This is a genomic window from Flavobacterium ichthyis, assembly GCF_009915155.1.
In the GTDB taxonomy this organism is placed as follows: domain Bacteria; phylum Bacteroidota; class Bacteroidia; order Flavobacteriales; family Flavobacteriaceae; genus Flavobacterium; species Flavobacterium ichthyis.
Map to the genome: position 1 here is coordinate 39,181 of NZ_JAABLM010000006.1, position 20,823 is coordinate 60,003.

Annotated in this window: 19 protein-coding genes and 1 pseudogene; 14 read left to right on the plus strand and 6 right to left on the minus strand. The window is 35.3% G+C overall.

Features of this window, described 5'->3' with window-relative positions; genetic code table 11:
- Positions 1–55 precede the first annotated feature (55 nt).
- Positions 56–1,012: a hypothetical protein gene (locus tag GV828_RS06045; protein WP_166536588.1), complete on the minus strand. Its 957-nt coding sequence runs from the start codon at positions 1,010–1,012 to the stop codon at positions 56–58.
- Between the two features lie 98 nt (positions 1,013–1,110).
- Between GV828_RS06045 and GV828_RS06050 the strand changes: the two genes are divergently transcribed.
- Positions 1,111–1,653 (plus strand): hypothetical protein, encoded by a 543-nt coding sequence (locus tag GV828_RS06050; RefSeq protein WP_208103146.1) that lies wholly within the window; start codon positions 1,111–1,113, stop codon positions 1,651–1,653.
- Positions 1,646–2,254 carry a hypothetical protein gene (locus tag GV828_RS06055; RefSeq protein WP_166536590.1) on the plus strand — a complete coding sequence of 203 codons (609 nt, stop codon included), beginning with the start codon at positions 1,646–1,648 and terminating at the stop codon, positions 2,252–2,254. Before GV828_RS06050 ends, GV828_RS06055 begins: the two co-directional genes overlap by 8 nt.
- A gap of 69 nt (positions 2,255–2,323) precedes the next feature.
- On the opposite strand, the gene GV828_RS06060 is transcribed toward GV828_RS06055, so the two are convergent.
- Complete coding sequence (locus GV828_RS06060) at positions 2,324–4,528, minus strand: polyribonucleotide nucleotidyltransferase (protein WP_166536591.1); 2,205 nt, start codon at positions 4,526–4,528, stop codon at positions 2,324–2,326.
- Positions 4,529–4,683: 155 nt separating this feature from the next.
- Positions 4,684–4,953 (minus strand): 30S ribosomal protein S15, encoded by a 270-nt coding sequence (gene rpsO, locus GV828_RS06065; RefSeq protein WP_166536592.1) that lies wholly within the window; start codon positions 4,951–4,953, stop codon positions 4,684–4,686.
- Between the two features lie 240 nt (positions 4,954–5,193).
- Between rpsO and topA the strand changes: the two genes are divergently transcribed.
- From topA to GV828_RS06100, 7 genes are all read left to right on the plus strand, one after another.
- The gene (gene topA / locus GV828_RS06070; RefSeq protein ID WP_166536593.1) at positions 5,194–7,728 is read left to right on the plus strand and encodes a type I DNA topoisomerase; all 2,535 of its coding nucleotides are present in this window, start codon (positions 5,194–5,196) and stop codon (positions 7,726–7,728) included.
- Positions 7,729–7,731: 3 nt separating this feature from the next.
- Complete coding sequence (locus GV828_RS06075; RefSeq protein WP_166536594.1) at positions 7,732–8,880, plus strand: formimidoylglutamase; 1,149 nt, start codon at positions 7,732–7,734, stop codon at positions 8,878–8,880.
- A 167-nt stretch (positions 8,881–9,047) separates the two neighbouring features.
- Complete coding sequence (gene porK, locus GV828_RS06080; protein WP_166536595.1) at positions 9,048–10,418, plus strand: T9SS ring complex lipoprotein PorK/GldK; 1,371 nt, start codon at positions 9,048–9,050, stop codon at positions 10,416–10,418.
- A 58-nt stretch (positions 10,419–10,476) separates the two neighbouring features.
- Positions 10,477–11,124, plus strand: a complete 648-nt coding sequence (porL, locus tag GV828_RS06085) for a type IX secretion system motor protein PorL/GldL (RefSeq protein WP_166536596.1) — start codon at positions 10,477–10,479, stop codon at positions 11,122–11,124.
- A gap of 50 nt (positions 11,125–11,174) precedes the next feature.
- Positions 11,175–12,713 (plus strand): type IX secretion system motor protein PorM/GldM, encoded by a 1,539-nt coding sequence (gene porM, locus GV828_RS06090; RefSeq protein ID WP_166536597.1) that lies wholly within the window; start codon positions 11,175–11,177, stop codon positions 12,711–12,713.
- A 49-nt stretch (positions 12,714–12,762) separates the two neighbouring features.
- Complete coding sequence (gene porN, locus GV828_RS06095) at positions 12,763–13,650, plus strand: type IX secretion system ring subunit PorN/GldN (RefSeq protein WP_166536598.1); 888 nt, start codon at positions 12,763–12,765, stop codon at positions 13,648–13,650.
- Between the two features lie 66 nt (positions 13,651–13,716).
- Complete coding sequence (locus GV828_RS06100) at positions 13,717–14,766, plus strand: NAD(P)/FAD-dependent oxidoreductase (protein WP_166536599.1); 1,050 nt, start codon at positions 13,717–13,719, stop codon at positions 14,764–14,766.
- On the opposite strand, the gene GV828_RS06105 is transcribed toward GV828_RS06100, so the two are convergent.
- On the minus strand, positions 14,767–15,150 hold the full coding sequence (locus GV828_RS06105) for a DUF983 domain-containing protein (RefSeq protein ID WP_166536600.1): 384 nt from the start codon (positions 15,148–15,150) through the stop codon (positions 14,767–14,769).
- 62 nt (positions 15,151–15,212) lie between these two features.
- Here GV828_RS06105 and GV828_RS06110 point away from each other — a divergent pair, with 62 nt between their 5' ends.
- Positions 15,213–17,117 (plus strand): ABC-F family ATP-binding cassette domain-containing protein, encoded by a 1,905-nt coding sequence (locus tag GV828_RS06110; protein ID WP_166536601.1) that lies wholly within the window; start codon positions 15,213–15,215, stop codon positions 17,115–17,117.
- A gap of 218 nt (positions 17,118–17,335) precedes the next feature.
- On the opposite strand, the gene GV828_RS13295 is transcribed toward GV828_RS06110, so the two are convergent.
- Positions 17,336–17,467: a helix-turn-helix domain-containing protein gene (locus GV828_RS13295; RefSeq protein WP_166536602.1), complete on the minus strand. Its 132-nt coding sequence runs from the start codon at positions 17,465–17,467 to the stop codon at positions 17,336–17,338.
- 141 nt (positions 17,468–17,608) lie between these two features.
- On the opposite strand from GV828_RS13295, the gene GV828_RS06120 reads away from it, so the two are divergent.
- The 4 genes and pseudogenes from GV828_RS06120 to GV828_RS13170 all read left to right on the plus strand — a co-directional run bounded on the left by GV828_RS06120 (position 17,609) and on the right by GV828_RS13170 (position 19,809).
- Positions 17,609–18,478 carry a hypothetical protein gene (locus GV828_RS06120; RefSeq protein ID WP_166536603.1) on the plus strand — a complete coding sequence of 290 codons (870 nt, stop codon included), beginning with the start codon at positions 17,609–17,611 and terminating at the stop codon, positions 18,476–18,478.
- Positions 18,479–18,708: 230 nt separating this feature from the next.
- Positions 18,709–18,963, plus strand: coding sequence for a hypothetical protein (locus GV828_RS06130; protein ID WP_208103147.1), 255 nt, complete (start codon positions 18,709–18,711; stop codon positions 18,961–18,963).
- A 36-nt stretch (positions 18,964–18,999) separates the two neighbouring features.
- Positions 19,000–19,341: pseudogene (locus tag GV828_RS13165) on the plus strand (cysteine peptidase family C39 domain-containing protein); the annotation flags it as partial.
- 30 nt (positions 19,342–19,371) lie between these two features.
- Positions 19,372–19,809, plus strand: a complete 438-nt coding sequence (locus tag GV828_RS13170; RefSeq protein WP_317163813.1) for an HlyD family secretion protein — start codon at positions 19,372–19,374, stop codon at positions 19,807–19,809.
- Here GV828_RS13170 and GV828_RS06140 read toward each other — a convergent pair whose 3' ends face one another.
- A complete protein-coding gene (locus GV828_RS06140) occupies positions 19,810–20,787 on the minus strand; it encodes an App1 family protein (RefSeq protein WP_166536606.1) in 978 nt (325 codons plus the stop codon).
- Between the last annotated feature and the right edge of the window lie 36 nt (positions 20,788–20,823).

Genomic DNA, 20,823 nt, shown 5'->3' on the forward strand with positions numbered 1-20,823 from the left:
GCTAACGCAAAAAAGTTACAAATGTTTTGAAATTTTTTTTCAGGTGTTTGTTTTTTTACAAATCGAATTCGGTGGTATTGATTTTTTGTAGGTAAAAATCTACCTTTTGGTTGGCCTTGTTGAAAAATAATTTGCGATCACGCGTTCCAGAAAGGTTCAACGATTTTGAATTTTTGATTTGATGCAAAAAATATTCTGAAGCATTGTTACAAGTGGAACTGTCTTCGGTAATAAAATATCCGAGCATGGTGTAAGGAACGAAAAGCGACTTTTTTTCTAGATTTGACATCAAAACATTGTTATTGAGAATCAAAAGTTCGTTATAATATAAGTGATAACTCGACGCATTTTTACTTGATTTTGCTTCGGCTTTATGCAACAAATTTTTCAAATCTTCATATAAAAGTGTTGCATTTTCGTGAGACAATAATCCTGATTCGAAAAAATATAAAATCTGTTGTAAAGTACTGTTAATGGTGGTATCGTTCCAAATTTCATGCACTTCGGCGTTTTCGTAAACCTTTTGCAATTGCGAACTGTATTCTAAAAGCGATTGGTCCACGGTAAATTTTTCAAAACGTTGCTGGTTTTCGGGAGCAATCAATAAATTCATCCAAACGTATAATTTGAACTTGGACAGTAAAGTCCCGCCAATAGTGTAAAATAGCGGAATGTCTTTGGCCGAATAAAACATTTTTGAACTGGTTTCATACGATTTTAAATTTTCGGCAGATTGCTTAAAGTACAAGCTCAAGTCCGCTAAAGATTGAATTTCTTTTGTTTTTTCGACAATTACTTTCTGGTTGTTTTGGCTAAATATTTTATCCATGGATATGGAAAAATGCTGGCAAAGTTTTACCGTTTCTTCAATTGAAAATTTACTTTTTTCCGAAACCCTTCGGTGTGAAGCATCATAACTGATTTGCAAAATGGTAGCAATTTCTTCAATTATAGAAGAATTTTTGCTTAATGATTTCCGAATCGTTCCCAATAAAATAGCTTGATTATTCATCTTTTTTGCGATTTTCACAAATGTATAAAATTTTTTAATTGATTGTAGCGACACAATTTGTGTTTACTGCAATAATTTTGGTTTAAAATTTTAATTAGATGATTATGAAAAAACTTTTTAAAATCATAAATGTTTTGGTTCTCGCCATGTGCGTTTCTTCGTGTAGCGTGCGAGAAGAAATCAACAAAGACAACTTTAGACGAATGTCGAAAAATTTTTCAGGACGATTTTTTGATGTTTTGGACACAATTAAGAATACTCATGATGATAGAATCCTCACGAGTAGTTTGCTAAAAAACTTGTCAAACATCGATAATATTGATTATTCAAAACCGATTCACATTGCAATTTTTGAAAAAGAATTACAGCTAAAATTTAATTGTTTAAATGAAAAATCGGTGGTATTAATAATTCCGGGACAACGATACCGCAGAAGATTTGTGTTTTACACCAATTATGAAACCGTTTCGTTTCCAGTGCTTTTTATCACAAAAGAAATGACGAAATACACGATTTATTTGCCAGATGAAAATCAAGTTATGTTTAGAAAACACAACGTAAACGAAGGAATGTTGCTGCTTTTTGGAGCGGGATTTTCTTATCATTCAAATGCTAATTTTAAACTTTTACCCAATGAATAAATGGCTATTTTTTGTTTTGATTGCGTTTCAGATGAATGCTCAAGACACGATTGTTTTCCCGAAAATCGATTTGTACAAACGCAATATTTTGGAAATTAGTTATGGCATTCCACTCGGAAATTTGTCAGATAAATACCAAAGTTCGATTAATACCGCTTTTTATATGAGAACCAAAGTAGCCAAACGACAGTTTATCGATTTTGGTGCGGAATTGGGAGGTATTATTAGTGGAAAAAATGTGAATTATCAATTTGGCGATGAAATCTTAAATTTAGAAGGAAGTAAAACTTCATTTTTGCTGGGTTTTCGGTATTCGAGATTTCTAGTACAATCTAAGAACGAAAATTTTCACATTGAAACAAATACTGGTTTGGGTTGGAAATATTTACATTACACCAAACCCGATGGTGACGCCTACAAAGATTTAAAACCGACTCTAAATACTTTTGCGGTCACGCAAGGTTTGAAAATAATGTATTATGGTTTTGGAGTGCATTGCAGTTATCATTATTCGCCTTATGATTTTTTTAATTCAAAGGTCGAAAATAATTTCGGAAGTTCGTCTTTGAACTTTGGAATTTCCGGAAGCTGGAATTTTTAAACTAATTTAAAACCCCCGCTTCAACTGAATGAAACGGGGGTTTAGGTGAATTAACCTTTATTTAAAAAATTAATTTTCTTTTATGTCCTCACGTGGTGGACGATTTTCATTACGAGGAGGTCTGTTTTCATCTCGTGGCGGACGGTTTTCATCTCTTGGAGGTCTTGGTAGTAAAGCTTTTTTAGAAACCTTTTCTTTTCTAGTTTTAGGATCAAGTCCTAAATACTTCACTTCAAAAACATCGCCCAATTTCACAACATCGGCAACATTTTCGGTTCTTTCCCAAGCCAATTCAGATACGTGAAGCAATACTTCGTTTCCTGGTGCTGCAGTATATTCCACCACGGCTCCAAAATCAAGCATTTTAATTACTTTTACTTCGTAAGTTTCGCCCATTTGTGGTTTGAAAATAATGGAATCGATTTTTGCCAACACAGCATCAATTCCTTCTGGCGAAGTACCTAAAATTTCTACAACTCCTTGCTCGTCAACTTCGTTGATTACAATTGTAGTTCCGGTTGCTTTTTGTAGTTCTTGAATCACTTTTCCACCAGGTCCAATTAACGCTCCAATAAAGTTTCCAGGAATGGTTCTGGTAATGATTTTTGGTGCATGACGTTTTACTTCTGCTTTTGGTTGTGCAATTACTTCGGTGATTTTGTCAAGAATATGAAGACGTCCATCTCTTGCTTGTTCCAAAGCTTTTTCCATGATATCGTATGCCAAACCTTCAATTTTAATATCCATTTGGCAAGCGGTAATTCCGTCAGCAGTTCCGGTTACTTTAAAGTCCATATCTCCAAGGTGATCTTCGTCTCCTAAAATATCAGACAATACAGCCCATTTTCCAGTTTTTTCATCAGAAATTAATCCCATTGCAATTCCAGAAACTGGTTTTGTCATTTGAACTCCAGCATCCATTAGAGCAAGTGTTCCGGCACAAACTGTTGCCATTGATGACGAACCGTTAGATTCTAAAACTTCAGAAACCACACGAATTGTGTAAGGATTTTCCGCTGGAATCATGTTTTTCAAAGCACGTTGTGCTAAGTTTCCGTGACCAACTTCTCTTCTTGATGTTCCTCTCAAAGGTTTTGCTTCCCCAGTTGAGAAAGGAGGGAAATTATAATGTAAGTAAAATTTTTCCTCACCTTGATCTGAAGGTAAATCAATTACGTTAGCTTCTCTTGAAGTTCCTAAAGTTACCGTTGCCAAAGCCTGAGTTTCTCCTCTTGTAAAAATTGAAGATCCGTGAACAGACGGTAAATAATCAATTTCACACCAGATTGGCCTGATTTCGGTTGTTTTTCTTCCGTCAAGACGAATTCCTAAATCTAAGATTACGTTTCTAACGGCTTCTTTTTGAGATTTGTAAAGATATTTGCTGATTAAATCTGCATTTTCAAGTAATTCTTCTTCGGTAAAAGCAGCTTTAACTTCATCTTTAATAACGCTGAATTTTTCCGAACGTTCATGTTTTGCAGAACTTTCTTGAGCGATTGCAAAATATTTATCATAAGAAAGTTCGTAAACCTTTGCTTTTATCGCTTCATCATTACGTTCTTCTTCATAAGTACGAATTTCTTTTCCTAAAGCTGCTTTTAATTTCTCTTGAGCAACAATCTGATTTTTGATGGCTTCGTGCGCAAATTTAATGGCTTCAACCATGTCTTTTTCAGAAATTTCTTTCATTTCTCCTTCAACCATCGCAATGGAATCTTTTGAAGCACCAATCATCATATCAATGTCTGATTGTTCTAATTGTGATTTGCTTGGGTTGATGATAAATTTTCCGTCAATTCTGGCTACACGAACTTCAGAAATCAATGTTGAAAACGGAATGTCTGAAACCGCTAATGCTGCAGAAGCGGCCAATCCAGCTAAAGCATCCGGCATCACTTCTTCGTCATGAGACATTAATTGGATCATTACTTGCGTTTCGGCATGGTAATCGTCCGGGAAAAGCGGACGCAAAACGCGGTCAACCAAACGCATTGTCAATACTTCTGCATCACTTGGTCTTGCTTCTCGTTTGAAAAATCCGCCAGGAAAACGTCCTGCTGCTGCAAATTTTTCGCGATAATCTACCGTCAAAGGTAAAAAATCAATTCCAGGAGCGGCTGTTCTTGCTGATACTACAGTTGCTAAAAGCATGGCGTTGCCCATTTGAACAACTACTGAACCATCTGCTTGTTTTGCCAATTTCCCTGTTTCGATTGAGATGCTTCGTCCATCTCCCAAATCGATAATTTCTTTTGAAACTTGTGGAATCATAAATTTCTTTCTTTTTGATTAAACAATGGGTTTTAGTTGTGTTGTTGTGTGTTGTTGTTGTGTAGTTGTCTAAAACCCAATGAAAAACCAAACTTTTTTCGGCAATATTTTATAAAACAAAAAGAGGCGCGTTTGCACCTCTTTTTTGTATCGAATTATTTTCTGATACCCAATTCTTTGATAATCTCACGATATCTATTGATATCTTTCTTTTTAAGATAATCAAGCAAGCTTCTTCTTTTACCTACCAAAAGAACAAGCGAACGCTCAGTATTGTAGTCGTGACGATTTTTTTTCAAATGCTCAGTTAAATGACTGATTCTGTGTGTGAACAAAGCGATTTGCCCCTCAGCAGATCCAGTGTTTGTAGCAGCTCCACCGTGTTTTGCGAAGATTTGCTCTTTTACTTCTTTAGTTAAGTACATGCCAATATTATTTTAATGATTTTTATGTAGAAAGGTTTTTCCTTTTCGAGTGCAAAGGTAATATTAATTTTTATAAACACAACTTTTTTTTATTTTTTATCTAAAGACTAAAGCGTTTATAATTAGTGATAAAACAAGATTTTGAGTCTTTCAATATGGTATATATATTAAGGTATAAAATTAAATTATAAATGAAGATTTAAAAATTTGCCTACTTTTGCCTCAGATAGAAAAAATGATATGGCAAAAAATTTAGTAATTGTTGAGTCGCCTGCCAAGGCAAAAACCATAGAGAAATTTTTAGGAAAAGAGTTTCAAGTAGAATCGAGCTACGGTCACATTGCGGATCTTCCTTCAAAAGAAATTGGTGTAGATGTAGAACACGGTTTTAAACCTAAATATGAAGTTTCTCCGGATAAAAAAGCTTTGGTGAAAAAACTCAAAGATTTATCAAAAAATGCCGAAACGGTTTGGTTGGCAAGTGATGAAGACCGCGAGGGAGAAGCTATTTCTTGGCACTTGGCGGAAGAATTAAAACTGGATAAAAAACGCACCAAACGTATTGTGTTTCATGAAATTACTAAATCTGCTATTCAAAAAGCAATCGAAAATCCACGTGATATCAATTATGATTTAGTAGATGCACAACAAGCAAGACGGGTTTTAGATCGTTTAGTAGGTTATGAGCTTTCTCCTGTTTTATGGCGAAAAATTAAAGGCGGACTCTCGGCTGGACGGGTTCAGTCGGTTTCGGTAAGATTAATTGTGGAACGCGAACGCGAAATCCAGAATTTCAATGCCGTTGCCACATATTCGGTTACAGCAGAATTTTCAAATGAAGCGGGTAAGACGTTTAAAGCAAAACTTCCAAAAAATTTTAATACTAAAAAAGAAGCTGAGGATTTTTTGCAAAAAAATATAGGATCAACTTATAAAGTAGCGGATCTCGAGACAAAACCTACCAAAAAATCGCCAGCAGCACCTTTCACAACTTCTACATTACAACAGGAAGCCGCTAGGAAATTATACCTTCCGGTTGGGATTACCATGCAATTGGCACAAAGGTTATATGAAGCCGGTTTGATCACTTATATGAGAACCGATAGTGTAAATCTTTCACAAGAGGCGATGAATGCTGCACAAGCCGAAATTGTTCGTTCTTACGGAAAAGAATTTTCTAAACCTCGAAATTTTACCACAAAAAGTAAAGGAGCTCAAGAAGCACACGAGGCTATCCGTCCTACGGATATGTCGCTTCATACGGTAAATGTGGATCGTGATCAGGCGCGTTTGTATGATTTAATTTGGAAAAGAACTTTAGCTTCGCAAATGGCTGATGCCGAATTAGAACGTACCAATGTGAAGATTGAAGCCAATAATCATCCCGAAATTTTTTCTGCTACGGGAGAAGTGTTGCTTTTTGAAGGTTTCTTAAAAGTGTATTTGGAAGGAAACGATGATGAAGATGAAGAGCAAGAAGGGATGCTTCCGGCTTTAAAAATTAGTGAAAAATTGCTCAATAGTTATATCACGGCAACCGAAAGATATTCTCGTCCGCCTTCAAGATACACCGAAGCTTCTTTGGTAAAAAAATTAGAAGAATTAGGAATTGGCCGTCCTTCAACATATGCACCAACAATTTCTACCATTATCAACAGAAATTATGTAGAAAAAGGTAGTTTGGAAGGTGTTGAAAGAAATTACACACAATTAACATTGGAATCTGGAAAGTTACGTGAAAAATTGCTGACTGAAACAACTGGTTCTGATAAAGGAAAGTTGGTTCCAACGGATATTGGGACGATTGTTACGGACTTTCTGGTGAAAAATTTCGAACGAATTTTAGATTATAATTTTACTGCAAAAGTTGAGCAGGATTTTGATGAAATTGCCGAAGGAAACATGAATTGGGCAAAAATGATGCAGGAATTTTATAACGAATTTCATCCTACGGTAAAAGATGTTGAAGCCAATGCCGAAAGAGAATCAGGCGAGAGAATTTTAGGAAAAGACCCGAAAACCGGGAAACCAGTCAGTGTTCGTTTAGGGAAATTTGGTCCGATGGCACAAATTGGCGAACCAGATGACGAAGAAAAATCTTTTGCCAGCTTAAAATCTGACCAAAATATCGGCACGATTACTTTAGAAGAAGCCTTAAATTTATTTTTGCTACCTAAAAATTTAGGAACACATAAAGGAGAGGAAGTGGAAGTGAACAACGGCCGTTTTGGTCCTTACGTGCGGTTTGGTAAAACATTTATTTCGTTGCCGAAAGGCGAAGATCCTTTGGATGTAACTTTTGAACGTGCCAAAGAATTGATTGCCGAAAAAGAGCAAGCCGATGCACCAATTGCTACTTATAAAAATGAACCCGTTCAAAAGGGAGTGGGGCGTTTTGGACCTTTTATCAAATGGAACGGCATGTTTATCAACGTGAATAAGAAATATAACTTTGATAATCTTTCTCAAACGGATATTATTGAATTAATTGAAGATAAACTGCAAAAAGATATCGATAAAGTGATTCATCATTGGGAAGATGAAGGAATTAAGGTTGAAAAAGCGCGTTGGGGAAGATCGGTGATTACTAAGGGGAAAATTAAAATTGAGTTGAGTAAAGACGTTGATGCAACTGCCATGACGCTTGATGAGATTAAAGATTTGATTGAGAAAAAAACGCCGGCAAAAAAAACAGCAGCAAAAAAAACAACGGCAAAAAAAACAACCGAAACAAAATCTGCAGCTAAGAAAAAAACTACTGCTAAAAAGAAATAACAAATGGAATTCGATTTTCTTTCACCGCTTGATTCGGAAACTGTCGCAACCATTAAAAACTTGACTTCGCAACATCTGGGAAGTAAAGTGGTTTTACATACTGATGAAGATTTTCCGGATTTGAATAAAATAAAAATTGCCATTTTTGGCGTTAAGGAAAATCGAGGCGCACATTTAGAGCACGAAAACACCAAGTTGTCGCACATTAGAAAAGAATTTTATAGTCTTTTTCCAGGAAATTGGGAGGCTTCAATTGCTGACTTAGGGAATATTTTGCCCGGAAATTCTGTAGAAGATACTTATTTTGCTGTAAAAACAACAGTAGCATTTCTTCTTAAAAATAAAATTATCCCGATTATTATTGGTGGTTCGCAAGATTTGACGTATCCCATTTACAGAGGTTTTGATCAATTAGAACAAATGGTGAATTTAGTGGCTATTGATAGTAAATTTGATTTCGGAAAAGCAGAAAAGTTAACTTCTAATTCGTATTTGACAAAAATAATAGTCGAAGAGCCAAATAATCTGTTTAACTTTAGTAATGTAGGTTATCAAACCTACTACAACTCGCAAGAAGAAATCGACCTGACCGAAAAATTATTTTTTGACGCTTATCGTTTGGGAGAAGTTTCCAGTAATATCTCTATTGCAGAGCCTGTTTTTCGTGATGCCGATATTGTGAGTTTAGATTTAACGTCAGTAAAATCTTGTGATTCGGGTAATTTTGTTACATTTACACCCAACGGATTTAATGGAAAAGAGATATGTTCTTTAGCCAGATATGCCGGAATTAGTGATAAAGTTTCGGTTTTTGGTATATTTAATCATAATAATTCAAAACAAGAAGCTGTATTAATTGCGCAGATCTTGTGGTATTTTATCGAAGGTTACCATTATCGGTCTAATGAATATCCTTTCGGAACCAGAGACCATTACACCAAGTATATTGTTCCTTTGGACGAAGAAGAATTAGTTTTTTACAAAAGCAATAAGACAGAAAGATGGTGGATTGAAATACCTTTTCTTTCAAATGTTAATAATAAATTAAAAAGAAATACGTTATTACCTTGCACACATGAAGATTATTTAGGTGCATGCTCGGCTGAAATCCCGGAAAGATGGTGGAAAGCTCAGCGAAAAAACGTAGTTTAACGGAATAGATTGTCGGCATAAAAACCTTAAATATTTTTTTTAACAAAAGTTTATTTAAATATTATAGTTTGATTAAGCAATTTTTGAAAAAAAAATTGCTTTTTAAAAAAATTATAGATAGGTTTACGCCCTTAAAAATTAAAGAATTTATAATAACCCAAATTTATATGAAGAAGTTCATTGCATTTGCAGCATTAGCGTCAATTTTATCCAGCTGTGGCTCCAGCGATAAAGGGGAATTGGTAGGTGTTAAAGGCAAAAAGTGGCATCCGGAGAAACCCTACGGCATGACCTTAGTTCCTGGAGGTGCTTTTATAATGGGTAAATCGGATGACGATTTAGCTAACGTGCAGGATGCTCCAACCAAAACGGTTACCGTTCGTGCTTTTTACATGGATGAAACCGAGATTACAAATAGCGAATACAAGCAATTTGTAGAATGGGTAAAAGATTCTACAATCAGAATGCGTTTGGCAATAGCCGCCGAAGATTTCGGTCAAACGGCTGGAAGCGGTGGAATTGGTGAATTTGCATTTGATGATACAGATCCTGCAACAATGTCTCCTTACGACAAATATATGTATGAAAATTACTATAGTTTAGGTACAGGTGATGATCCGTATGCGGGAAGAAAAATCAATAAAAAGGCTAAATTAATCACTGATCCTCAAAAATATCCGGATGAATATTATGTTGAGGTGATGGATTCAATGTATTTGCCTGCAGCAGAATCGTATAATGGTTTAAGAACAATTGATGTTTCTAAATTGAAATTCCGTTATTCTGAAGTAAACCTTAACGAAGCTGTTAAAGTAAAAGGAAGAAAAGATTTCTACAAAAAAACTGAGCCAATAGAAATTTATCCTGATACAACCGTTTGGATTAAAGACTTTGCTTATTCTTACAATGAGCCAATGCATAATGATTATTTTTGGCATCAAGCGTATGACGATTATCCAGTTGTGGGTGTAAGTCATAAACAAGCGAAAGCTTTTTGTGCTTGGAGAACGCTTTATAAAAATGCATTCATCAAATCAAAGAAAAAAGGTAGAAACCAAATCAACTCTTTCCGTTTACCAAGTGAAGCAGAATGGGAATATGCTGCAAGAGGTGGTCTAGAGTCAGGAACTTTCCCTTGGGGTGGTCCATACGCTAAAAACGACAGAGGTTGTTTCTTGGCAAACTTTAAACCAAACCGTGGAGATTATGCGGCAGATGGTGCTTTATATACAGTAGAAGCAAAATCTTATGATCCGAACGATTATAATCTTTACAATATGGCTGGTAACGTAGCAGAATGGACAAATACTTCTTACGATGCTGCAGCTTATGAATATGTTTCAACCATGAACCCGAATATCCCAGATGTAAAAAACCAACGTAAAGTGATACGTGGTGGCTCTTGGAAAGATGTTGCTTATTTCTTACAAGTTAGTACTCGTGATTTTGAATACGCAGATTCTGCCAGAAGCTTTATCGGTTTCAGAACAGTTCAAGATTACATGGGAACTCAAAACACAGGAAACACAGCACGATAATTTGTAACCAACTTTTAACTATTTATATTTCTTAACTAACTAAAAACTATTATTTATTATGGCAATTTTAAGCAAAAAAGCAATGAACTTCGCTTACGGTATGGGTGCAGCAGTTGTAATTATCGGAGCGTTATTCAAAATCACTCACTTTGAAATCGGACCTTTAAATGGAACGTTAATGTTATCGATTGGTTTGATTACTGAGGCTTTGATCTTTGCTATTTCGGCGTTCGAACCAGTAGATCAAGAATTAGATTGGTCATTGGTATATCCTGAGCTAGCAGGTGGCGAAGCTAAAAAGAGAGAATTGAAAAAAGAAAACCCTACTGAAGCTCAAGGACTATTATCTCAAAAATTAGACAACTTGTTGAAAGAGGCTAAAATTGACGGTGATTTGATGGCTTCTTTAGGAAATTCTATCAAAAATTTTGAAGGTGCAGCTAAAAACATGGCGCCAACAGTAGATGCTATCGCTTCTCAAAGAAAATATGCTGACGAAATGACTAATGCAGCTGCTTCTCTAGAAGCACTTAATGGTCTTTACAAAGTACAATTGGATAGCGCTTCTAGAAACGCTGAAGCTAACAAAGAAATCGCTGACAACGCTGCTAAATTGAAAGAACAAATGCAATTAATGAGCTCTAACATTGCTTCTTTGAACAACGTTTATGGAGGTATGTTATCTGCAATGAGCAACAGAGGTTAATTAGTTTATCACTCAATTATTAATTAAAAAAGTAAACTAATAAACACACAATGGCAGGAGGAAAATTAACCCCTAGACAGAAGATGATTAACCTGATGTATCTGGTTTTCATCGCAATGTTGGCAATGAACATGTCGAAAGAAGTTTTATCTGCTTTCGGATTGATGAACGAAAAATTTGAAGTTTCAAATAAATCAGCTATCGAAAATAACCAATCGATGATGCAGGCTTTAGATGCTAAAGCAAGCGAAGCTGGTGGAGAGTTTGCTGCTGCTGCGGCAACAGCTCATAAAGTGGAAGCAGCTACTAAAAAATTCTATGATTTCTTAGGAGGTCTAAAAGCGGATGCTTCAAAAGGAACAGATGCTGAAGATGCAACAAACTACGAAATTCAAGATAAAGCTGACAACTTAGACAATGCTTTATTCGTTGGAGATAATTATACTCCAAGAGGAAATGCAGTTATCGCAGCTATCGAAAGTTACAAAGCAGAAATGAAAGCTGCTTTAGGAACTGAAAAAAAATATGCAGCAATTTTAAAACAAGTTGACGAAACTTTCAGCACTGCTGATGTTGCCAACAGAGAAGGTATTAAAGTCAAATTTTTAGATTACCACTTTAAAGGATATCCTCAGGTAGCTTCAGTTGCGAAGATTTCTGCTTGGCAAAACGATGCTAAAAAAGCGGAAACTGATGTAATCAATGCTGCTTTAGGTAAAGCTGCGGTTCAAGCGGCTTCTTACAGCAACTACCAAGCGATTGTTGTTTTAGACAAAAATGCTTATTTCCAAGGTGAAGCGGTAACTGGTAAAGTAGTGTTAGGTCGATATGACGAAAATACTAAACCAACTTCTTTCCAAGGTCCTGGAAAACTAGAAAACGGGCAAGCTGTAATTAGAATGACTGCAGGTGGTATTGGAGAACAAAACATTAACGGTCAATTTACTTTCGTGGAAGATGGAAAAACTATTCCGTTGAAATTCCAAGGAAAATACGTAGTAGTTCCGCGTCCAAACTCAGCTACTATTTCTGCTGATAAAATGAACGTGGTGTACCGTGGTGTTGATAACCCAATTACAATTTCATTTGCTGGTATTTCTGACAACAATGTAAATGCATCTGCAGCTGGATTAAGCAAGGCTGGTGGTTCAGGGAAATATATAATGAGACCTGGAGCAGGACGTGAAGTTGTAATTAATGTTACAGGTAAAATGTCTGACGGTAAAACAGCAAGTGATAAAAAACTTTTCCGCATCAAAAATATTCCTGGACCAACAGGTGCTTTAAGAGGTAAAGAAACAGGTACCGTTAAAGGTCCAAAATCTAACCTTGAAGTACAAACTGTAAATGCAATTTTGGAGGATTTTGATTTTGATGTAAACCTAGATGTGGTTGGATTTAATATTAAAGTTCCTGGACAGCCTACTATCGTTGTTTCTGGTAATAAGTTAGACGCTCGTGCTAAGGCTGCTGTTCAAAAAGCAAGTAGAGGTGATGTTGTAGTGATTTCTGAAATCAAGACAAAATTAGTAGGAAGTACAATCATGTTGCCTAAAACAGCACCGGTTGCATACGAAATCACACAATAATTTATTAAAGTTTGAGTTATACACTCTAAAGACTAATAAGATTAAAAAAATGAATTGGAGAAAATTTTCATTAATGATTGCATTCGGTTTAGTTACCGCAACTGGTTTTGCACAGTCAAACTTACTTAATGCAAAAACTCCTGAGGATATCGGGAAAAAAACTGCCGCTCAATTAGAGTCGGATAACGACAAGCCACTTCCGTATGGATATGTTCACGATCGTGATGTATTAATGGGAAAAATGGTTTGGGAGTTTGTTGATCTTGACGAGAGAATCAATTTTCCAATGTATTTTCCGGTTGAAGGAAATCTTGGGGAAGGCAGAAAGTCATTGTACCAAACATTGGTTGACGGTATGAAAGATGGTACAATTACTGAAGTTTATGATGACAGTTATTTTATTACTAAAAAGACACTTAGGGACATCGAGATGTCAATGTCTAAAATTGATACTTCGGATGCTGGACGTGAACAATACAATGCTGGTGAACAAATTTCAGAAGAATATATTGTTCGAACTGATATTCTTCCGGCTGATGTTAAAGGGTATAAAATCAAAGGATACTGGTATTTTGACAAACGTCAAGGTGAATTGAAATACCGTATGCAAGGAATTTGTCCTGTAGTTCCAGATGTTTATACAATGGGTTCTGAAGAAGAAGATTTAATCGAATTGTTTTGGGTTTATTTCCCAGCTGTAAGAGATGTCTTGCATGAAGGAAAAGCTTTCAACAACAAAAATTCTGCAATGCCAATTACTTTTGACCACTTGCTAAATTCAAGACGTTTTAACGCTACAATTTACAAGGTTGAAAACGTAATGGGCGACAGACAAATTGAAGAATACATCAAAGACAACGCACAAATGCAGTTGCTCGAGTCTGAACGAATCAAAGATAATATCCGCAATTTCGAACAAGATATGTGGAATTATTAATCAAAATTTTCTCCAATTACAACGTAAAACTCCTGCTTAACAGCGGGAGTTTTTTATTTTTGTATTATGATCGATTATATAATTGTGGGTTCGGGTTTGGCAGGAATATCGTTCGCCGAAACCGCGCTTCAAAATAATAAAACCATTATTCTGTTTGATAATCATTCGCAGAATTCCTCTACCGTTGCCGGTGGAATGTACAATGCTGTTATTTTAAAAAGATATACAAAAGCATGGAAAGCAAGCGAACAATTGCAATTATTGGATTCGTTTTATGAAGCTGTTGAAAATAGGATAGGAACAAAAGTCAATATCCCCATTCGGATTTTTAGAAAAATATTTTCAGCCGAAGAACAAAATGATTTCATCCATGCAAGTGACAAACGTGACCTCGAGGACTTTCTTTCGCCAGAAATTGTTCACAAAAATTATAACGGAATTACAGCTCCTTTTGGTTTTGGTGAAATCTTGAAAACCGGATATGTTGATACCGCTTTGTTACTTAAAAAATATCAAAGTTGGCTCAAAGAAAATAATTTCCTTCAAGAAAATTCTTTTCAATTTTCCGAATTGCAAATTTTTCCCGACTACGTTCAATACCAGAATATTCAGGCGAAAAATATTGTGTTTGCAGAAGGTTTCGGGGTGGTAAACAATCCTTTTTTTAATAATTTACCCATTGTAGGAACCAAAGGCGAATTACTTTTAGTCAAAATTCCAAACCTCAATCTCGATGCGGTTATCAAATCTTCCGTTTTTATCATGCCTTTGGGAAACGATTTGTACAAAGTTGGCGCTACTTACAATTGGGACGACAAAACGAACGAACCAACGGTTGAAGGAAAAAAAGAATTGATGGAAAGTTTAAAATCCATCGTTTCATTAGATTTTGAAATCGTGGACCATGTAGCCGGAATTCGCCCGACTACCAAAGATAGAAAACCTTTGGCAGGAACGCATCCAAAACATGCAAACGTGCATATCTTAAACGGTTTGGGAACAAGAGGTGTGATGATTGGACCGCATTTGGCGCTTCAACTTTATAATTCCATCGAAAAAAATATTGAAATTGATATTGAAGCCAATATCAAAAGATTCAAGAAAATTATTTGGTAGTTATTTTTTGGCTTCGGCTGGATCATAATCCACAAAAAAGTTAATCCAAATATTTCTTGACAGTCGCATGATAATCGGCATAAAAATGACCAAAGTGGCAATAATGGCAATAAAAGCTGTTTTTAAATTGCTATTAAATAAAAAATACGAAACAATAAATGCTGCAACACCAAATGCGATTCCCACTGCATAACTTACATACATCGCACCATAGAAAAATGACGGTTCAATTTTGTACTTTTGCCCACAATGTCCACAATGCTCATGCATTTTGAAAACTTCGGTTAAAACAAATGGATTAGGATTGACGTACATTTTTTCATTTTGGCATTTCGGGCACGTTCCTGTTAAAATGCTATTGAGTTTGGTTCCTTTTTTAAACATTTGCAAAATATTTTAGGAGTAGTAAATATGCTACAAATTTACGCATTACAAATCATCAAATCATGTTAAACATCCACAATTTATCGGTTTCTTTTGGAGGAACTTATTTATTTGAAGAAATCACTTTTCGTCTAAATTCAGGAGATCGCGTTGGTCTTGTTGGCAAAAATGGAGCGGGAAAATCAACCATGCTTAAAATTTTAGCCAGAGACATTGCGCCAGATTCCGGAAGCATTGCAACCGAAAAAGAAGTGAAAATTGGATTTTTACGACAAGACATTGATTTTGAGCAAGGTAGAACCGTTCTCGAGGAAGCCTATGAAGCTTTTACAGAAATTAAAATTGTAGAAAAAAGATTGGCAGAAATCAACCAACAGTTGGTAGAAAGAACCGATTATGAAAGTGAATCCTATTCAAAATTAATTGAAGATTTGTCAGATTTGACGCATCGGTTTGAGTTGCTCGACGGTTACAATTATGTAGGAAATACCGAACGAATTTTGTTAGGTTTGGGTTTCAAACGAGAAGATTTTAACAACCAAACCGAAACTTTTTCCGGCGGATGGCGAATGCGAATTGAATTGGCAAAATTACTCTTGCAATCTAACGATATTTTGCTTCTGGATGAACCTACCAACCACTTGGATATTGAGTCGATTATTTGGTTGGAAAATTTCCTCAAAACCTTCCCGGGTGTCGTGGTGATTGTTTCACACGATAAAATGTTTTTGGACAATGTGACCAATCGTACCATCGAAATTTCCCTAGGAAAAGCCTACGATTTCAACAAACCGTATTCACAATATTTAGAATTGCGTCAGGAAATTCGCGAAAAGCAATTGGCTACACAAAAAAACCAAGCCAAAAAAATTGAGGAAACCCAAAAATTAATCGAGCGTTTCCGTTATAGTGCTACGAAATCTTCGATGGCACAATCGCTGATAAAAAAGTTGGATAAAGTAGAGCGAATTGAAGTTGACGAAGATGATAATTCGGTGATGAATATTTCTTTTCCTGTCTCAATAACGCCAGGTAGAGTGGTGGTTGAAGCCGAAGAAGTGACCAAAAAATACGGAGACAAAACCATTTTAAAAGACATTTCGCTTTTGGTGGAAAGAGGAAGTAAAATTGCTTTTGTGGGGCAAAATGGCCAAGGAAAATCCACTTTTATCAAAGCCATTGTAAAAGACATCGATTACACCGGAACCATCAAATTAGGACATAACGTGCAATTGGGATATTTTGCCCAAAACCAAGCCGAATATTTAGACGGCGAAATCACGCTTTTGCAAACCATGCAAGATGCCGCAAACGATTCTAACCGCTCGAAAGTTCGCGATATGTTGGGTGCTTTTTTGTTTAGAGGTGATGATGTGGAAAAAAAGGTAAAAGTGCTTTCCGGAGGTGAGCGAAACCGATTGGCGCTTTGTAAATTATTGCTTCAGCCAATTAACGTTTTGGTGATGGATGAACCTACAAACCACTTAGATATCAAATCTAAAAATGTTTTGAAAGCCGCTTTGCAACAATACGAAGGCACGCTTTTGCTGGTTTCTCACGACCGTGATTTCTTGCAAGGAATGTCGAATATTGTGTATGAATTTAAAGATCAAAAGATAAAAGAATATTTAGGCGATATTAATTTTTTCCTCGAACAACACAACCTCGAAAATATGCGTGAAGTGGAAAAGAAAGACGTGGTGAAAACCGAAGCTCCAAAGGAAAATAAATCGCTTTCGTATGAAGAACAAAAGAAAAACAAGGCGTTGCAAAACAAGTTGAGTAAAGTGGAAAGCCAAATCAAACAGTTGGAAACCGATATCCAAAACGACGATAAAATGTTGGCTTCAAACTACGACAAACACATTGAAGATGCCGCGTTTTTTACCGCTTACAACAAAAAGAAAAAAGACCTCGACCAACTTTTAGAAGATTGGGAAATGATACAGTTGGAGTTGGAGGGGTAATCAAATTTTTAGGTTATTCTTCTTAAATGTTAATGTTTTTAACAAAGTGGGATAAAACATAAAGTATCCATGGCTTTGCTATGGCTATGCTATAAGGATAATCTGTCCTGAATCACTAATTTTTCTGGATTATTTATTATGATTTCAGATTTAATAATTTCTTCTAAAGTTACGTTTAGTGCTTGTCTAATTTTCTTTAATACATCGATAGTTAATTTTTAAGTCCCCTTTTCGATTTTGCTATATTGTGATTGTGACATATTTAGCTCATCTGCCATTTGTTCTTGTGATATTTTGCTGGTTTTTCGGAGTTTAATAATGTTGGCACGTATGTTATATTCTAAGTTCATATTGTGTTTATTTTTCAACTTGTGTGTTTATTCTTTCAAATATAAACAATAATTGAATTATTTTTAAATTTTAACAAATTAGTCGTGATGAGAATAGTTTTTTAAAAGTTTATTAAATAAAATTGTATAAAAATATTAACGTTGAAAAAAGTAGCTTTTGCAGTTCTATCGTGTTTATCTCTAATTTCATGTAAGACAACTAAAATCAAGTTAGACCGTGAGGTTAATTATATTCCTTATTATGTAAAAGTATATGAGGCAGATAGTTTGTATTTAGAGGGAGACTACGCAAAGAGCTACATAATTTTAGATAGCCTGTTTAAGAAGTTTAAACCTATTAATAGAGAGGTATATTCCGAGTATGAAGCATATATTGCTACTTCCGTAGCAACAAATAATACAAAAAATGTAAAAGACTTAGTTCGAACTTCATTTGAAAAATATGGAAGCAGAGTTATTGATTTTGAAGCAGATAGTCTACTTATGGAGTCAATTCGATTAAGCGGGTGGAATTCCTCGGATTTAAAATTATTTTCTGAAAAATACAGGAAGAAGATAAAAATTGACATTCGGAAACAGGTTGCTGAAATTATGAGACGGGACCAAGAAGTACGATTGATAGAACACATCGATATAGAGAAATTGCGAGAGGTAGATAATGTTAACGATTTTACTCTAAGAAACATAATTAAAAAGTATGGTTTCCCTCATAAGGGAGTTATCGGTGGAAGTGGATTTGACGAAAATTATGTTAATCTAGGTGGATTTTTCAAACATGTCGCAGATTCCAGTTTTTTCAATTTTTATCTCCCAATTCTTACAGACCTTTCAAAAAAGGGAAAATGTGAACCTAGCTTATTTACTGGACGAGTTGATCGAAAATTGATAAATGAGAAAAAAAAACAACTATATGGTTCATATCGAGATGATGACTACAAACTAATGCCACTAATAGATGAAAAAAAGGTCGATTCTGTCAGAAAATCCGTCGGATTGGACTCTGTTGACTAGCAAATATGGAGATTGAAAAAAAAATACGGAGTAAGCGTAAACAAACAATAATATTAACTAAATTTTAATATTATGACTAAATTGAAATCATTGAAGGATTTTCAAAAAGAAAATCCAGAATTGAAAACAAATGGAATCCAGAATTTGGTGGGTGGCACACATGGCTTGTCTGACAACTTTGAAATTGATTTAAAAAAAAATACATCAACATCCCAAAAGAAGGGTTTTTTGTGGTTCTGGAAAATATTGGCGACAAACAGAATGTTGACCTAACAAATGAATCATCAAACACCAAACCGAATCATCGGTTGTTAATGCCTTACATAATCGTAACAGATAAAGTAAACAAACAGTTAACTTATTTCAGAAATATTTTTAGGCAAGGTGATACTTGGCACAATTTATCTGACATAAATCTTACGCCAATAAGCAAAAAATTTCAAATAGAAAATATTGGGATTGGATGGGAAGTCGATTTGTATTGATGGAAGTGCCTTTTATACATCTCTTAAAAAAAATTAATGCCTAATTTCCCTTTCTATAAACAAGCTGATTCCAAAGATTGCGGACCTACATGTTTAAAAATTATCGCAAAACACTACGGTAAAAATCTTAAGATTCAGCAGCTTCGCCACTTATCTGAAACTACCCGAGAAGGGAGTAATTTATTATCGTTAAGCGACGCCGCAGAACAACTGGGTTTTAGAACACTTGGAGTTAAACTTTCGTTAGATAAATTAGCTTAGGCACCATTACCTTGTATTTTACATTGGAACAACGACCATTATGTGGTTCTTTACAAAATTAAAGTTCGAAAGGCTCAGATTGAATTCATTCAAATTTCTGACCCTGCTTTTGGATTGCAATTAAAGAAAGCAATTTCCGATTGGGAATTGGCCTATGTACTGAAGTCATCTATCAAGGGTAACGTGTCATTTTTGCAAATTTGGACAGAAAATCAAACCATCAATGCGGTAGACAATGTTTTCACGATAATTCCGAGTGAAGAAGATAGCTTTATTGGAAAAGTGAAAGCCAAAGCTCAAAATTCAGGAAAGATTAAGGAAAATCAAGATGTAAATATTCGATTGGCAAATTACCCTGACCGTGAATTTGGTGTAATCAAAGGCAAAGTAAAGTCAATTTCGCTAACTCCGGACAAGGGAGGAAATATTTTAATAGATGTTTCTTTGCCAAATAAACTCAAAACATCTTACAACAAAAACATCGCTTTTCAACAAGAAATGACCGGAACCGCAGATATCGTGACAGAAGATTTACGATTGATCGAAAGATTACTGTATCAATTTCGAGATGTTTTTAGAAGATAATTATACTTTCTCCGAAATAATCCCAATTTTCTCAGAATGCGCCAAAGCTTCACTGCTTTCTCTAAAATAACAAGTGTCAACTCCCATGCTTTCCATGTTTTTTAGAGCGTCAATGGCTTTTTGTTTTTTCGAACTTCCGGTTTGACGGATGTAAACAGCTTTTACGGTTATAGGAAAAATTTTACAAATATCTTCGTATAAAAAAGGATCGTGTTGGGAATCATCGCCAAGCAAAACATATTTTAAATGCGGATAAAACTCTAATATATGTTTGATTTTGTCAAATTTATGGTCGTGATCACCTCTTCCTGTAAAGAAAAAATCCATCAAACTGGTTTTAATGTCTTTTAGAAGCAAAACGGCTTTGGGCAATTCGTGCAACTCTGCAAATTTCGTAATAAAACGGTATAAATTCCATTCGCTACTCGACACATAAAAAAACGCATTTTTCTCGGCATCGCTATCTCTTCCGGCAGAACTCAAGGCTTGGTAATGCGGTACAACATCTTCAAAAATTTTGCGGTCGTTTACATTTCTAAACAATAAAATGTACATTTTTTTAAAAATATTACGCGTATGCGAAACCAAAAAAGTATCGTCAATATCGCTGATAAAACCCAAATCTCCTTCGTAAGGCCTGATGTACATTCCTTTCACGGAAATTTCCTTTTGATTGTGGTAAATGCTCACCCGATATTCGTTCCAGCCGTAAGCCAAATCTTTATTCAGCGGAATGCAAAATTTAAAATAACCGTCGTCTAAGGTTTTGGTGTGAATTTTTAAACCGTTGTGTTCCAAATAAACCGACGCATTTTGTTGGGTTTTAATCCGAAACATACGAATTACCGAAACGGCATTCTTAAAATTTTTTTTCTGAAAATCGTAATCAGTTTTGGTTGTGGGTTTAAACACATGTCCCATCACAATGAGCTCCTGATCGTTTGCATAACCGCGGTATAATTTTAAGATTGGCTTCATAAAAAAAAGATGTATATTTAGATTGCGATACAACAA

Coding starts and splice junctions, on each gene's coding strand:
- GV828_RS06045 (WP_166536588.1), bottom strand. CDS start 1,012: ATGAATAATCAAGCTATTTTATTGGGAACGATTCGGAAATCATTAAGC.
- GV828_RS06050 (WP_208103146.1), top strand. CDS start 1,111: ATGATTATGAAAAAACTTTTTAAAATCATAAATGTTTTGGTTCTCGCC.
- GV828_RS06055 (WP_166536590.1), top strand. CDS start 1,646: ATGAATAAATGGCTATTTTTTGTTTTGATTGCGTTTCAGATGAATGCT.
- GV828_RS06060 (WP_166536591.1), bottom strand. CDS start 4,528: ATGATTCCACAAGTTTCAAAAGAAATTATCGATTTGGGAGATGGACGA.
- rpsO (WP_166536592.1), bottom strand. CDS start 4,953: ATGTACTTAACTAAAGAAGTAAAAGAGCAAATCTTCGCAAAACACGGT.
- topA (WP_166536593.1), top strand. CDS start 5,194: ATGGCAAAAAATTTAGTAATTGTTGAGTCGCCTGCCAAGGCAAAAACC.
- GV828_RS06075 (WP_166536594.1), top strand. CDS start 7,732: ATGGAATTCGATTTTCTTTCACCGCTTGATTCGGAAACTGTCGCAACC.
- porK (WP_166536595.1), top strand. CDS start 9,048: ATGAAGAAGTTCATTGCATTTGCAGCATTAGCGTCAATTTTATCCAGC.
- porL (WP_166536596.1), top strand. CDS start 10,477: ATGGCAATTTTAAGCAAAAAAGCAATGAACTTCGCTTACGGTATGGGT.
- porM (WP_166536597.1), top strand. CDS start 11,175: ATGGCAGGAGGAAAATTAACCCCTAGACAGAAGATGATTAACCTGATG.
- porN (WP_166536598.1), top strand. CDS start 12,763: ATGAATTGGAGAAAATTTTCATTAATGATTGCATTCGGTTTAGTTACC.
- GV828_RS06100 (WP_166536599.1), top strand. CDS start 13,717: ATGATCGATTATATAATTGTGGGTTCGGGTTTGGCAGGAATATCGTTC.
- GV828_RS06105 (WP_166536600.1), bottom strand. CDS start 15,150: ATGTTTAAAAAAGGAACCAAACTCAATAGCATTTTAACAGGAACGTGC.
- GV828_RS06110 (WP_166536601.1), top strand. CDS start 15,213: ATGTTAAACATCCACAATTTATCGGTTTCTTTTGGAGGAACTTATTTA.
- GV828_RS13295 (WP_166536602.1), bottom strand. CDS start 17,467: ATGAACTTAGAATATAACATACGTGCCAACATTATTAAACTCCGAAAA.
- GV828_RS06140 (WP_166536606.1), bottom strand. CDS start 20,787: ATGAAGCCAATCTTAAAATTATACCGCGGTTATGCAAACGATCAGGAG.